Annotated in this window: 8 protein-coding genes; 2 read left to right on the top strand and 6 right to left on the bottom strand. The window is 70.0% G+C overall.

Translation table 11 applies throughout. The annotated features are described in order from the left end of the window. Positions 1-9: 9 nt before the first annotated feature. Together GTZ93_RS37960 and GTZ93_RS37955 are read right to left on the bottom strand one after the other, a co-directional pair. Positions 10-1,047, bottom strand: coding sequence for a D-alanine--D-alanine ligase family protein (locus tag GTZ93_RS37960; protein ID WP_139919264.1), 1,038 nt, complete (start codon positions 1,045-1,047; stop codon positions 10-12). Positions 1,048-1,050: 3 nt separating this feature from the next. Then, a complete protein-coding gene (locus tag GTZ93_RS37955) occupies positions 1,051-1,869 on the bottom strand; it encodes a putative zinc-binding metallopeptidase (RefSeq protein WP_257979253.1) in 819 nt (272 codons plus the stop codon). 428 nt (positions 1,870-2,297) lie between these two features. On the opposite strand from GTZ93_RS37955, the gene GTZ93_RS37950 reads away from it, so the two are divergent. Beyond that, a complete protein-coding gene (locus tag GTZ93_RS37950) occupies positions 2,298-5,297 on the top strand; it encodes a hybrid sensor histidine kinase/response regulator (protein ID WP_139919265.1) in 3,000 nt (999 codons plus the stop codon). A gap of 65 nt (positions 5,298-5,362) precedes the next feature. On the opposite strand, the gene GTZ93_RS37945 is transcribed toward GTZ93_RS37950, so the two are convergent. Next, complete coding sequence (locus GTZ93_RS37945) at positions 5,363-7,396, bottom strand: M20/M25/M40 family metallo-hydrolase (protein ID WP_139919266.1); 2,034 nt, start codon at positions 7,394-7,396, stop codon at positions 5,363-5,365. A 296-nt stretch (positions 7,397-7,692) separates the two neighbouring features. After that, positions 7,693-8,016 (bottom strand): hypothetical protein, encoded by a 324-nt coding sequence (locus GTZ93_RS37940; protein WP_120577969.1) that lies wholly within the window; start codon positions 8,014-8,016, stop codon positions 7,693-7,695. A 220-nt stretch (positions 8,017-8,236) separates the two neighbouring features. Here GTZ93_RS37940 and GTZ93_RS37935 point away from each other — a divergent pair, with 220 nt between their 5' ends. Continuing rightward, positions 8,237-8,638: a VOC family protein gene (locus GTZ93_RS37935; protein ID WP_139919267.1), complete on the top strand. Its 402-nt coding sequence runs from the start codon at positions 8,237-8,239 to the stop codon at positions 8,636-8,638. Between the two features lie 81 nt (positions 8,639-8,719). On the opposite strand, the gene GTZ93_RS37930 is transcribed toward GTZ93_RS37935, so the two are convergent. Together GTZ93_RS37930 and GTZ93_RS37925 are read right to left on the bottom strand one after the other, a co-directional pair. Further along, positions 8,720-12,283, bottom strand: a complete 3,564-nt coding sequence (locus tag GTZ93_RS37930) for an endopeptidase (RefSeq protein ID WP_139919268.1) — start codon at positions 12,281-12,283, stop codon at positions 8,720-8,722. Positions 12,284-12,502: 219 nt separating this feature from the next. After that, a complete protein-coding gene (locus GTZ93_RS37925) occupies positions 12,503-13,948 on the bottom strand; it encodes an ArnT family glycosyltransferase (RefSeq protein WP_139919273.1) in 1,446 nt (481 codons plus the stop codon). Positions 13,949-14,006 lie beyond the last annotated feature (58 nt).

The following is a 14,006-nucleotide window of genomic DNA, read 5'->3' as shown; positions in this document are numbered from 1 at the left end:
GGAGCGGGCTCAGTGCGGGGCGGGGGCCGGTTCCCGAGAGGGCGCACCCGCCGTGGCCTTGGGCCCCACGCCCAGGCCGTGGCGCCGGGCCGCAGTGTCCACGATGCGCTGCACGAGCGCCTCGTAGCCCAGGCCGCGCTCCTTCGCCCCCATGGCCACCTCGCACTGGGTCTCCAGGTAGGGGTTGGGGTTCACCTCCAGGAGGTAGGGTTCGTTGGTGCGGCTGGACACGCGGAAGTCGATGCGCGCGTAGTCGCGCAGCTTGAGCGCGCGGAACGCCGTGACGGCCGCGCGCTCCATGCGGCCCTTCAATTCATCCGACAAGTCCTTGGGCAGCACCAGGCGCGGACTGCCCGGCGTCTCCGGGCCGAACTTCACCTCGCGGTTGGCGATCTTCATCCGCTTGCGGTTCCACCGGGAGCCGAAGTCCAGCTCCACCACCGGCAGCACCTCCGGCTTCGCCGCGTCCCCCACCACGCCCACGTACAGCTCGCGGCCCTCGATGTACTCCTCCGCCAGCGCCTCGTCGTCGTACTCCTGACGGATCTTCTTCACCCGTCTCGCCAGCCCCTCCATGTCCTTCTCGACGCCCAGGCCCAGGGATGCATCCGAGCGCGCCGGCTTCACCACCAGCGGGAAGGACAAGTCGCCGCTCGTCTGGAACGACGTGCCGTCGAAGGTGGCGAAGCGGGGCGTGAGCACGCCGTGGAACTGGAGCAGCTGTTTGGCGAGCACCTTGTCCTGCGCGAGCAGCAGCCCTGCGGTGCCGGCGCCCGTGAAGGGCATGCGCGCCAGCTCCAGCACCGCCGCGACGTTGACCTCCAGCCGGTAGTCCTCCGCGAACGTCTCGCAGAGGTTGAAGACCAGGTCCGCGTGGGTGTGCGTGAGCTTCTGCACCAGGTCGGAGACGCTCTCGTCCACGCGCACCTCCAGGGGGTCGTGGCCGGCCGCGCGCAGCGCCGCGCCCACCTGCTTCACCACGGGATCTGTCGGGTCGTCCTTCGTCTGGTAGTGGAGGATTGCGATGCGCAGGGACTTCACGGGCATGTCTCAGTCCTCGAAGAAGCAATCGGTGTGCAGGTAGTTCATCGCCAGCACGGTGACGAGCGACGCCAGCTGCATCGCCGCCTCGCGGCTGTCGTCCGGGTGCAGGGTGAGGTTCAGTGCGGCGGTGCGCTCCGCCAGGTGGTCCACGAGCGCGCGCACCACGCCCCGGCTCACCCCCGCGTAGTGGCCCACGGTGGACAGGAGGCGCTGGCGCTCCGCCTGCACCAGCGTCGCCGCGTTCACCGGTGCCTCGCCCGGCCCCCAGAAGATGTCCTCCAGCGCGTGGTCGAAGGCGTTGCGCAGCTCCACGTCCACCTTCTCGTCCAGCTCCCGCTGGCGGTAGTGGTCCTGGACGGTGCCCTCCATCTCCTCGGTGGTGAAGTCGGGCTCGGCCAGCTGCACGGACGGTGTCGTGCGGCCCAGGCGCTTCGCGATGTCCTCCACGTACTGGAGCTTCTTGAGCGCGCCCCAACCCTGGTAGCGCTTCGCCCAGTCGCTGCCCGGCGTGAGCCACACCGCGAAGGTCTCCGCGAAGTCCTCGTCCGGGTGTTTCTGCGCGTACCAGCCGGAGATGTGGAAGACGTACCGGCGCGAGAAGGGCCGGGGCTTGTAGTCGTCCTGGTAGGGCCGGCCGTAGTCGCCGAAGACGCGGCGCCACTCGTCCGTGTCGTAGAGGCGGTACGCGTAGTTGAACGCGTGGCCCGCCTCGTGGCGCAGATACATCAGGATTTCGGCTTCCGTCTCCGCGCTGCCGCCCAGCTCCGCTTCGATGGACTGCAGGTCCGGATCCGCCAGGTAGAAGGGCAGGCCGATGACGGGCACCCCCGACGGACAACCCCACTCGTCGGACAGGTAGCACTGGGGCTTGAAGGAGAGTCCCTTCGCCTCCAGCTCGGCATGGAGCTGCGCGATGTAGCGCTCCAGCGGCGTGCCCCCCCAGCCGCAGGGACAGGTCCTTGATGCGCGCCTGGAGCAGTGCCTCGCGCCGGGGCGACAGCCGACCTCGCTCCGCGCCCTCGGTGGGGTGTTTCTCGCGCAGTACGCGGGACTCGGACTGAGGGGATGGCATCATCCCCTCCAAGGTGGGACCGGTGCCTGGCGGAGGACAGCCCGCCCGCTGTTTCACGGCAGGCGGCCAGCCGGGCGCCCGGGAGGTGCTCCACTCCGAACGGATGGGCACATTTCCAGTGGGAAGCCCCCAGGAGCCGACTTAGGGACATGGCTCGCTGATGTGAGGAGCAGCGCCCGCGATGAGTCAGGATGTTCCGCAGCAGACGCCGGAGACCCTCTTCACCGGCGGCAGTCAGATGCACGCGCTGGTGCGCACGCACGACTGGGCCGCGTCACCGGTGGGGCCCGTGGCCTCCTGGCCCACGAGCCTCAAGATGCTCGTGAAGACGCTGCTCGGGTCGCGCTACCCCATGATCCTCACCTGGGGTCCGCACCTCACCCAGTTCTACAACGACGCCTATTCGCTGGTGATTGGCGACAAGCACCCGGCCGCGCTGGGCACGGACATCCGGGGCACGCTCGCGGAGGCGTGGGACTCGCTGGAGCCGCTGGTGCGCGAGGCGATGACGACGGGCGTCGCCAGCTGGGTGCCCGCACTCCAACTGCTCCTCAACCGCAGCGGCTACCGCGAGGAGTCCTACTTCGACGTGAGCCACGCGCCCGCCTACGACGACACGGGTGCCATTGGCGGCATGCTCGCGGTGTGCGCGGAGGTGACGCCCCGGGTGCTGAGCGAGCGGCGCACGCGGCTGTTGCGCGACCTGTCCGCCCAGGCAGCGGACACGCGCAGCGTGGTGAAGACGTGCGGCGACCTGCTGACCGCCCTGTCGGACCACCCCCTGGATGTTCCGTGCGCGCTCCTCTATCTGCGCGAGGGGGACGGCAGGTCGCTGACGCTGTGCGGGACCGTGGGCATCGAACGCGGCGGCCCCCTGAGCCCGGAGACCGTGCAGTTGGACGCCAGCTCCCGGATGGCGGCGCCGTTCCTGCGCACGCTCGGAGGGGAGCGGGTGCAGCGCGACGGACTGGAGGCGCTGCTGTCCTTGAAGGGTGGACCGTTTGGTGACGCGGTGGGCACGTTCCTCTTCCAGCCGCTCGCGGGCTCCGGCACGGCCGCGCCGCTGGGGGTGCTCGTCACGGCGCTGTCCCCCAACCGCGCCTTCGATGAAGGCCACGCCTCCTTCAGCGAGCTGTTGAGCGCGCAGGTGGCGGCGTCGCTGCGCAACGCGCGAGCCCACGAGGAGGAGCGCCAGCGGGCGGAGGCGCTGGCGGAGTTGGACAGGGCGAAGACGGCCTTCTTCCACAACATCTCCCACGAGTTCCGCACGCCGCTCACGCTGATGCTGGGGCCGCTGGAGGACGTGCTCGCGCAGGTGCCGGTGACGGAAGCCGCGCGCAAGGACCTGGAGCTCGTCCACCGCAACGCGGGCCGCCTGCTGCGGCTGGTGAACACGCTGCTGGACTTCAGCCGGCTGGAGGCGGGCCGCATCGACTCCAGCTTCGAGCCCACCGAGCTGGCCTCCTTCACCAGGGACCTCACGGGCCACTTCCGCTCCGCCATCGAGCGCACCGGCCTGTCCTTCAGCGTGGCTTGCGCCGCGCTTCCGGAGCCCGTCTGGGTGGACCGGCAGATGTGGGAGAAGGTTGTCTTCAACCTGCTCTCCAACGCCCTCAAGTTCACCTTCGAGGGCGGCATCATCGTGCGGCAGGAGGCCCGGGGCGCCTCCATCCTCCTGTGCGTCACCGATACGGGCACGGGCATCCCCGCGGAGGAGCTGCCCCACCTCTTCGAGCGCTTCCACCGCGTGCGCAACGCGCGAAGCCGCACGCACGAAGGCACCGGCATCGGGCTGGCGCTCGTGCATGAGCTGGTGGAGCTGCACGGCGGCGACGTGACCGTGGAGAGCGAGGAGGGGAGGGGCACCACCTTCACCGTGCGCATCCCCCGGGGCCACGCGCACCTGCCCGCGGACCGCATCCAGGCCGCGCGTCAGCAGGAGTCCACCGCCCTGGACGCGCGCCCCTACCTCCAGGAGGCCGAGCGCTGGTCGGACGCGGAGCCCGTGCTCCGGGCGCTGAAGCCGGTGCGGGCGCTGACGGACGAGGAGTCCCCGGCAGAGGAGGCTCCCCGGGCGAAGGTGCTGGTGGTGGACGACAACGCGGACATGCGCGAGTACGTGGAGCGCGTGCTGTCGCCGTCGTTCGACGTGACGCTGGCGACGGACGGACACGCAGCGCTGGCCGCCGCGCGCGCGAGTCCACCGGACCTGGTGCTGACGGACGTGATGATGCCCCGGCTGGGTGGCTTCGGGCTGTTGCGCGGCCTGCGCGAGCGGCCGTCCACGCGCGCCGTCCCCGTGGTGATGCTGTCCGCCCGCGCCGGCGAGGAGGCCGCGGTGGAGGGGCTGGAGGCGGGCGCGGACGACTACCTGGTGAAGCCCTTCAGCGCCCGGGAGCTGGTGGCGCGCGTACGCTCCATGCTGGAGCTGTCGCGCAGTCGCCGAGAGGCCCTGCGCCAGGAGCTGCTCTCCCAGTCGCTGCGCGAAAGCGTGCAGGCCCGGGACGACTTCCTCGCGGTGGCGAGCCACGAGCTGAAGACGCCGCTGGCTGCCTTCCGCCTGCACCTGGAGCGGCTGGAGCGCAGCCTGGGAGACGACGCGCTGGGCCGCGCGAGGAGCCCGCTGGAGTCCGCCGGCCGGCAGGTGCAGCGGCTGCACGCGCTGATGGAGACGCTGCTGGACGTGTCGCAGCTCACCACCGGACGGCTCGCGTTGGACCTGAACGACGTGGACCTCACCTCCGTGGTGGGCAACGCGGTGGCCCGGCTGCGCGAGGAGGTGGCGCGGATGGGCGTGACGGTGACGCTGGACGCGGACATGCCGCTGGTGGGCCGGTATGACCGGCTGCGAATCGACCAGGTGGTGAACCACCTGCTGACGAACGCGGCGAAGTACGGCCAGGGCCGCCCCATCGCGGTGCGCGTGGCCGCCGAGGATGGCACCGCGCGCCTCACCGTGCGCGACGAGGGCATTGGCATCAGCGAGGCGGACCGCGCGCGCATCTTCGAGCGCTTCGAGCGAGCGGTGCCCGGGCGCAACTACGGCGGCCTGGGCCTGGGGCTCTGGATTGCCCGGCAGGTGGTGGAGGCGCACGGCGGCCGCATCACCGTGGACAGCGCGCCGGGCCTGGGCTCCACCTTCGTGGTGGAGCTGCCGCTCGAAGGGCTCAAGGCCGCCTGAAACACGAAGGGGACCCGGGGCAGCACCCCGGATCCCCTCCCGCGTCACTTCAGGTCAGCTGCCGCTTACTGGACCGTGAACATCAGGTCGTCGCGGTCGTTGTACTCGCCGGAGATGCACGCGCTGGTCGGCGTGCTGGTGCCGTAGCGCATCTGCGCGCGCACGGCTTGGTTGGCGCCGGCGGGCAGCGTGTACGTGGCGGAGATCGTCTGCTGGCCCGGGCCCGGCGGCGTGACGGAGGTGATCAGCGTCCAGACGGGCGTCGTCGCGGTGGAGTTGGCCGTGTAGTACAGGTCCAGCCGGTCCGACGAGGGGGTGGCGTAGGCCCAGACAGTGGCCTCCACCTTCACCTGCTTGCCCGCGGCGAAATTGGAGCCGTCCACGGTGGACACCTTGAGGGCCTCCATGGACTCGTCGCTCTTGTAGGTGCCGCTGCTGGCGTCCTTGCACGTGCCGCGCAGCGTGTTGGGCGTGTTCAGCTCCGGGCCCAGGGAGCCGCGGCCGTTGAAGAGCGTGCCGCTGTCGCAGGTGGCCGCCGCCGCGCTGCAACGCAGCGTCTTGTACGTGCTGTCGTAGGTGCCGGTCGTGGACACGTTGGCCACCGTCACCGTGCGCGCCGTCGTGGTGGTGGTGTTGCCCGAACCGTCATGTGCCTTCGCCGCCACCGTGTGGCTGCCGTTGGCCACCGTGCGGCTGTCCCACGCGTAGCTGTACGGAGAAGAGACGATGGTGCCCTTCACCACGCCGTCCACCAGGAACTCCACCTTGCTGACGCCCACGTTGTCGCTGGCCGTCGCGGTGATGCTGGTGGTGCCGTTCACCGTCGCGCCGCTGGCCGGCGCGGTGAGCGACACGGTGGGGGGCGTGGTGTCCGTGGGCAGGCCCGGGATGGTGCCCTTGCCCAGCTCCGCCAGGTACGCGGCGCCAATGCGCGCGAACTTCAGCGCGTTGTTGGCGTTGCCGTCCGTGCTGTTGGCCAGGGTGTCGTTGGCCGTGTGGATGTTGGGGTTGTCGTTGTTCATCTGCGCTTCGAACGGGAGGGACGCCGGGTAGCCCTGCGCGGTCCACGACGCGTGGTCCGAGCACCCGTAGCCGCACGTGATGTTGGTGCGCGTGTAGCCCGTGTACGTGTCGATGAGGTTGCCCAGGAACGCGTTCTGCGCCGCGTTGGTGTTGTCCGTGACGAGCGTCAGGTCCCACGAGGAGCCGCGGTAGTTGGTCATGTCCAGCTGGAGCACGCCCACCACGTTGGCGCCCGCGGACTTGTGCGCCTGCGCGATGGCCTGCGAGCCGTACAGGCCCACCTCCTCCGCTGCGTACGCCATGAACTTCACCGTGCGCGCCGGCTTGTAGCCCTTGGCCATCGCCACGCGGAAGACCTCCGACAGCGTGGCGACACCGGAGGCGTCGTCATCCGCGCCCGGCGCCGTCGCCGTGGGGCGGCTGGAGGAGCTCACGTTGATGTTGATGGAGTCCAGGTGGCCGCCAATCACCACCACCTCATCCGGGTAGACGGTGCCGGTGACGGTGGCGATGACGGACGGCTGCGTCCAGCCGGAGTGCGTGTACAGCTGCACGCTCACGTCGTCGCGTCCGCTGGCGTAGGACGTCCAGGTGTCGCGCAGCCAGCTGGCCGACTGCGTGCCGCCGGTGGAGTTGTTGTAGTAGCGGTTCGTGTAGCTGGCCAGCTGGATGATGGTGCTGCGCAGGCTGGCCTCCTGCAGGCCGGAGAACAGCGAGTTGACCACCGGCGCGTTGTCCAGCGTGTAGCTCACCAGCGACTGCACGGGCTGCGCGGGGCCGAGCGCCGCGAGCGCCGCCTCCTGCGTGTCGTGCGCCATGAAGCCCGCGCAGCGGTGATACTTGTCGTGCATGATGGCGGACACGTCGCCCAGCTGCGACTCGGTGAGCTTGAGCACGCTCACCCCGTTCGCCTCGCGCACCAGGGTGGGCGCGTTCCCGCCGCGGAACGACGAGCGCACCGTGCCCACCGTCTCCGAACCGATGCTGATGTAGACCTCCTTGTCACGCGGCTCTTCGGCGGAAGCGGTGGCGCAACACAGCGACACGACCACGGGGACCACTCTCTTCAAACGCATGTTCCGCTCCGATTCCAGGCGAGGGGCGCACTGACGGGAGGCACGGCAAGGACCGCCCACGTTCAAGTCCGGGCCGTCTGGCCAGACCTCGGGGGTTGGGGGCGCATCCTGTGGAATTCAAGACACCGCCGTCAAGGCTGACAGCATCGTGAAACACGATGAGACAGCTTTCGCCGCCAACGGTAACGCACCCCGGCCACGCCGCGGACGCGCCGCGGAAGGGCTCACGCGGGCGTCACGGAAAAATGATTGGAAAATGGGAAACGCGAGGGGGAAGCCGCGAGGACGGGCGGCTCTCAGGTCTGCAGGTTCATGCTCAGCGAGCGGCCGGCCGCGAAGCGGGGCTCTGCCTGGAGCTTCTCCAGGACGCGGTCCGAGGCGACGAGCGTCACCTGGGGCAGCAGCCCCGGCTCGCTCATCCACTTCACCGCGCCCAGGAGGTGCTGGGCCTTGATGAACTCCAGGACGGCGCCGTGGAAGGCCTTGCCCTCTTCACGCCACACCTGGGCCAGCTCCGCGCGGCCACGCTTCTCCAGCGGCTGGGGAGCCTTGGAGGCCTTTGCCGCGCGCCGGTTCGGGGACTGCTCTTCACGGGGCAGGACGATGATTTCGATGAACATCGCGGCACCCTCCTGAAGGCAAGAACTGCGAAGTGGCGCGGACTATCGCACGAAGCTGCGTCGTCCCGCCGCCGCGCGCCCGCGCTTTTGTGGAAGTCGCTGCCGCTTTCACGACTTCCCGGGCGGAGGCGCCTTGACATGCGTGAATTGCAGCTCTGATGGTCACGGGGAGCGCGCGGTGTTGAACGACACCCGACGCGCGAATCACGGGAGGCAGACCATGGAACTGCACCACGGCCGCATGTTCGACCACGTCCACCTCCAGGTCAGGGACCTGGAGGCGAGCAAGCGCTTCTACCGCGCGGTGCTGGAAGTCATGGGCATCCCGGTCTTCAACGAGAGCGAGCGGCACCTGGCCGCGGACGAGCTCTTCCTCAGCAGCGACCGGGAGCCCACCGCGCGCGTGCACCTGGCCTTCCAGGCGAAGGACCGGGAGATGGTGCAGCGCTTCCATCAGGCGGCGGTGGCCGCGGGGGGCCGTGACAACGGGGCTCCCGGGGAGCGCTCCTACCACCCGGGGTACTACGCGGCCTTCGTGTTGGATCCGGACGGCAACAACATCGAGATGGTCCACCACGGGCCCGCGAAGCGGTCCGCGCCGTCCGTCGTCTACACCTGGTAGGCGCCGCGTCAAAAGGCACGGGGGCCCCCGGTGTGGACCGGGAGCCCCCATGTCACTGAAGGACGGCTTCGCGCGTCTTGACTAGCGCGCCGTCACGGCCCGGCCGCGCACCTGCTTCGCGGACGGGGCGGTGGGGTTGGCGGCCACCGCGGACGCGACGTTGAAGACCAGGTCGTCGTGGTCGTTGTAGCTGCCCGTGACGCACGAGCTGGAGGCGGTGCCGCCGAAGCGGAACTGCGCGCGCACGGCGTGGTTGCCGGTGGTGCTGCCCACGGTGACGGGGATGGAGAACGTCTTCAGCCCCACCGCGGTGCAGGCCTGGGCGGTGGTGACGGCCGTCCACGCGGGCGTGGTGGTGTTCGTCGTGTAGTACAGGTCCAGCTGGTCCGTGGTGCCGTAGCACCACACCGTCACGTCCACGGTGAGCTGCTTGCCCGGGGTGATGGTGCCCTGGTCCACCGTCTTGAGCACGATGCGGTCGATGCTCTCATCCGAGTGGTAGACGCCGGAGGCTCCGTCCGTGCAGGTGGCGCCCAGGGTGTTGGGCTGGTTGGGCTCGATGCCGCCGGACATCGTTCCGCGCCCGTTGACGAGCGTGGGGCCGGTGTCGCAACCGCACACGGAGCCGCAGGCCGGGGTGCGCAGCGTGGAGTTGTACGTGGCCACGGTGGGCGTGCACACGTTGGTGGTGGTGAAGCTGAAGGCGGCGCTGTACGGGCTCGCGCCGCAGCTGTCGGTGCCCCGCGCGCGCCAGTAGTACGCCGTGAGGTTGGACAGGCCCGGCGTCACGTTCCACGCGCTGGTGGACAGGCCGGTGGCGCTGCGCACCACGTTGGTGAACGCGCTGTCGGTGGCCACCTGCACGTCATACGCGGACGCGTTCGTCACGTCGGACCAGTCCAGCGCCGGCGCCAGCGCGACGCCCGTGGCCGCGTTGGCGGGGGCCGTCAGGGTGGGGGCCGCCAGGGTGACGCAGCCGCGCGTGGTGAAGCTTTGCGCCGCGCTCCAGGAGCTGGTGCCACCGCACGAGTTGAGCGCCCGCACGCGCCAGTAGTAGGCGGTGGTCGCCGACAGGCCCGGGGACACCGTCCAGGTGCTGGCCACCAGCGAGTTGGCGCTGCGCACCACGTTGGTGAACGCGCTGTCGGTGGCCACCTGGACCTCGTAGCCGGACACGCCCGTCACGTCCGCCCAGTCCAGCACCGCGAGCAGCTCGACACCGGTGGCGCCGGAGGAGGGGGTGGACAGCGTGGGCGCGCCGGGCGCCGCGCAGGTGGGCGTGGTGCAGGTGCAGGCGGACGCCTGGCCGAAGCACGCGTTGCTGCTCGCGGGCACGACCGAGTAGCAGTACTGGCGGCCGTTGGCGACCTCCGGGTCCGTGTAGCTGGTGCCGGTGACGGTGGCCACGCGCGCCTTGCCGAAGTCACAGCCCGCGAAGCCCTCCGTCTTCATCACCCAGTACTGGCTGGCGCCCGCGGAAGCGGTCCACGACAGGCTCACCTGGCTGTCGCCCGGGGTGGCCGTGGTGGTGGGGGCCGCCGTGGGGCCCGCCGCGCAGCCGCCGTTGGTGGGCGCGGGCGTGGAGCAGGCGATGTTGTGGCGGTTGTACGCGGCGTAGATGGCCGTCATGTGCGGCGTGCCGTCCGCCAGGTTGCCGTTGTCGTCGTCCGCGGCCAGCCACTGCATGTAGCCGTTCGTCGCGCCGCAGCCGTCGGACGTGCCCGCGGTGCAGTTGCAGGCGTGCCACGTGCCGATGTTGCCGGAGCCCTGGTAGAAGAGCTTGTTGCCCAGGAGGAACGCGTCGTTGGAGTTGTAGTTGAAGGGCGCCGCCGTGAGGTCGCGCGTCACCAGGTCCCACGCCGCCTGGCGCACGGGGGACGCGGCGCAGTGCACCTGCTTGCTGCACGGGCCGGAGCCAGACGAGCACATCTTGCAGGTGAAGTTCTGCGGGGTGGCCGGGATGTTCGGCGCGCTCGCCGCCCAGTCCGCGTCACGCACGCCCGAGCAGCGCAGGTTGCACCAGGACTGGCCCGTCACCTGCGACTCCTGCTGGTTGTAGCCCGTGCCGTCCGGCGTCAGGCCGCAGCCCGTGTCCGTCGTCTGGAAGAAGCCGTAGCCCACGCAGGACGTCTGCAGGCGCAGGATGCCCGCGATGTCCGCGTAGCCCTCGCTGGAGTTGGACAGCGAGCCGTTGGCATCGAAGTTGTCCATGCCGTGGCCCCACTCGTGGTCGAACACCGCGCCAATCTCGCCGGTGTTCCGGCAGCCGCCACCGGACTTGTAGAAGTTCACGGTGCTGCCGTTCCAGAACGCGTTGCACGTGCTGGACAGGTTCACGTTGGACGTCAGCTGGCCCTGCAGCCAGGTGTTGCTGGGCAGCCAGCCGCGGGCCACCTCCTTGATCTTGTTCAGCTCGTAGAAGCTGGAGCGCGCCGCCGGGGTGTTGCCCGGGGACGTGCCCGCGGGCACCGTGCAGTCGTGGTCGTTGTTCACGCCGCCCAGGTCCAGGCTGCCCGTGGCGGAGCTCACGTTGATGGAGCCGCAGCTGTCGGCGATCCTCACGTACTTGCCGGCGAGCGTCGTGTTGAGGGTGCCGGCGCTGTAGTTGTAGATGCCCGCGCCGTCCGTGAAGTTGTTGGGCGACGCGAAGCCCGTGTTCGCCCACGGCATGGGCGTGTTGGGCTGCATGGTGCCGCACGTCTCCTTCGACGTGCAGGTGCCGATGTTGGTGGACGGGTACACGCCGCCCTTCACCTGCGCGTCGAAGTAGTGGTTGTCATCCTCCACGGCGAGCACCTCGCCGGAGTTGGCGTCCACCGTCACCTTCCAGCGCTCGTGCTCACCGGGGTTGGAGAAGCCGTAGCTCCACACCAGCGCGTGGCCGTAGCCCTGGCCAAAGGCCGCGCCCGTGCGCGCGAACGGAGTCACCTCCAGCGTGGGCTGCTGCCACAGGCTGGTGGGCGACAGCGTCTGGCCCAGGAACGTGCTGCCCGCGGCAATGGCCTGGTTCGCGGTGAAGCGGGGCTTCGTGTCGATGCCCACGTTGGCCCACGCCTCCGTGCCCAGGAGGATGAGGTTGCCGTGGCTGATGGTGGCCGTCAGCCGGCCGTGCCGCACCGTGATGCCGTTCACCACCTGCGGGATGTGCACCTGCCACAGCGTTTCCGTCACCTGCGTCACTCGCGGCGAGCCCAGCTGCAGGAGGTCCACGCCAATCGCGTCCTGATGGTCCGCGACGAACTTGAAGACGAGCTCTCCCACCACGGACTCGTCCACGCTGCCCACCGAGCGGCCCAGACCCTGGCGCACGGACTCGAGCGAGACGTTGTTGCGGAAGCCGTCACCCGGGATGAGCGGGAAGCTGCCCTGGATGCCCGTGGGCATGCCGGACAGCGGATCCAGGTACACCTGCACGTTGCCGCCAAAGCGGGTGACGAACCCCGCCCATTTGTCCGCGCCCGCGCGCGGCATCAGAGACCGCGCCTTCTCCAGCGGCACGTTCTGGATGGGCAGGTACAGGTCTGGCTTGAAGAAGGCCTTCTTCGCCGCCGCGCTCTGCTGCTCGGGCTGGGAGGGTTGGAATGCGTACGTCGTGGATGACACCAGGAGGGCAAGACAACACAACGCTGACCGCAGGGGGCGCATGACGTCTCCTCGGGTGATGCCGCCGGACGGGACCGGCGGGCTCCGGGGCGGAGCGCCTCCTGCTTAGGTCATGTGCTTTTTAAAAGTGTATTGCGGCTATTCCTGAGTAAGTTCGTATTGCTGAAAATAGAATGGAATCAGCGGCTTGAAGTGTTCACTGGCCATTCTTTGCCCGCGAAGCGTTTTGTCCTGCCCGCAGTATTCCAACCGGACGCCTGCTCAGGGTTGGGGCCACAGCCGGACGCGGTCGTCCTGGATGAGCTTGCCATTGACCGCGTCGGTGGTGCCGCTGGCCATGAAGCGGCGGGGCGTCTCCCGCGTGGCGACGAGCGCGGCCTCCGCCCACAGGAGCAACAGCAGCGCCCCAGCGAGCGCGGGCAGCCTCCGGGCCACGGCCGCGTGGCGCTCGCCCAGGACCTTCAATGGCAGCACCAGGAGCGGCAGGAGCGCGGGGAAGACGACGAGCAGGCCGCGCGCATAGCCGAAGAAGGCGAGCGTGATGAGCACCCGGTGCAGCACCACCAGCGACAGCAGCCGGAAGGGCGCGTGCGCGGGCTTGAGCGACAGCAGCATCCCCGCGAGGAGCAGCGCCGCCAGCGGCCACTTGAGCCACGCGGAGTCGGGGACGAACACGTCCACCGGGGCGCGCTCGCCGGTGAGTCCTCCGGGCACGTCCGACACGCCGACGCCCAGGCGCAGGCCGTCCAGCCACAGGTCCAGCTTCGTCCAGAGCAGCCGGGCCGCGTCGCCGGGCGAGGCCACCATCCAGCGCAGCCCTTCCGCGTAGCCGTGCAAGAGCAGGCGCCGGTGCTCCGGGCGGGAGGGGTCCAACTGTCCGTTGTTGCCGCCCTGATTGATGAGGGCCGGCGTGAAGCCCCCGGTGGCGCCCGAGTGGTTGGCCATGGCGAAGTTGAGCGGCCCATACACCGTGACGGGCACCCACTCCGGCAGCGGCTCCAGGTGCGGCGCCCGCGCGTTCAATTCGCGCATCGTGTCCACGTTGCGCAGCGCGGAGGGAACGAGCAGGAGCAGGGACACGCCCATCGCCGCGCCCCAGCGCAGGGCCCACGGCTTCCAGGGCCCCCGCTCGCGCGCCGTCCACGCATACACCAGGAGGAAGGGCCACAGCCCCAGGTGCTCCGCGCGGGTGAGGGTGCCCCAGCCCATCACCGCGCCCAATCCCAACACCGCGGGCCAGGACGGCACCGCGCCGCCCATGCGCAATGCCAGCGCACAGGTGAAACACAGCCACAGCGCGGACAGCGTTTCATTGCTGTACGTGGTGGACAGCACCAGCCACCCGAAGCTCGTGGCGTACAGGCCCGCCGCCACCAGACTCCACGGCGTTCCCAACAGGCGCCGCCAGAAGCCCTGGCAGAAAGCCACCGTGGCCGCGCCCAGACAGGCGAGCGCCAGCTTGTAGGGCAGCGCGCTGCCCGCGGGCTCGCCCAGCACCCGGTACAGCAGTCCCAACAGCGCGGGGAACAGGGGCGGGTGGTAGGGCAGGGCGACCGGGCCTTCGCGGCCCCTCGCCAGGTCCACCGCGGCGGTGTGGAAGAAGCGCGCGTCGCCCGCGAAGAAGACGGAGAAGGGCCAGTCCCGGTCCGGCGAACCCGCCAGGTACAGCCCGCGCAGGAGGAGGCTGGCGGCGAACGTGGCCACCATGCCCCAGGCCGCCGGGTGCCGCCGGACGGCGTCTGGCAGGGAAAGCGAGGCCACGGGC

Source organism: Corallococcus exiguus (assembly GCF_009909105.1).
GTDB classification, from domain to species: domain Bacteria; phylum Myxococcota; class Myxococcia; order Myxococcales; family Myxococcaceae; genus Corallococcus; species Corallococcus exiguus.
The sequence above is the reverse complement of the archived record's forward strand: the minus strand, read 5'-3'. Positions and strand labels throughout refer to the sequence as shown.

Coding starts and splice junctions, on each gene's coding strand:
- GTZ93_RS37960 (WP_139919264.1), bottom strand. CDS start 1,047: ATGCCCGTGAAGTCCCTGCGCATCGCAATCCTCCACTACCAGACGAAG.
- GTZ93_RS37950 (WP_139919265.1), top strand. CDS start 2,298: ATGAGTCAGGATGTTCCGCAGCAGACGCCGGAGACCCTCTTCACCGGC.
- GTZ93_RS37945 (WP_139919266.1), bottom strand. CDS start 7,396: ATGCGTTTGAAGAGAGTGGTCCCCGTGGTCGTGTCGCTGTGTTGCGCC.
- GTZ93_RS37940 (WP_120577969.1), bottom strand. CDS start 8,016: ATGTTCATCGAAATCATCGTCCTGCCCCGTGAAGAGCAGTCCCCGAAC.
- GTZ93_RS37935 (WP_139919267.1), top strand. CDS start 8,237: ATGGAACTGCACCACGGCCGCATGTTCGACCACGTCCACCTCCAGGTC.
- GTZ93_RS37930 (WP_139919268.1), bottom strand. CDS start 12,283: ATGCGCCCCCTGCGGTCAGCGTTGTGTTGTCTTGCCCTCCTGGTGTCA.
- GTZ93_RS37925 (WP_139919273.1), bottom strand. CDS start 13,948: ATGGTGGCCACGTTCGCCGCCAGCCTCCTCCTGCGCGGGCTGTACCTG.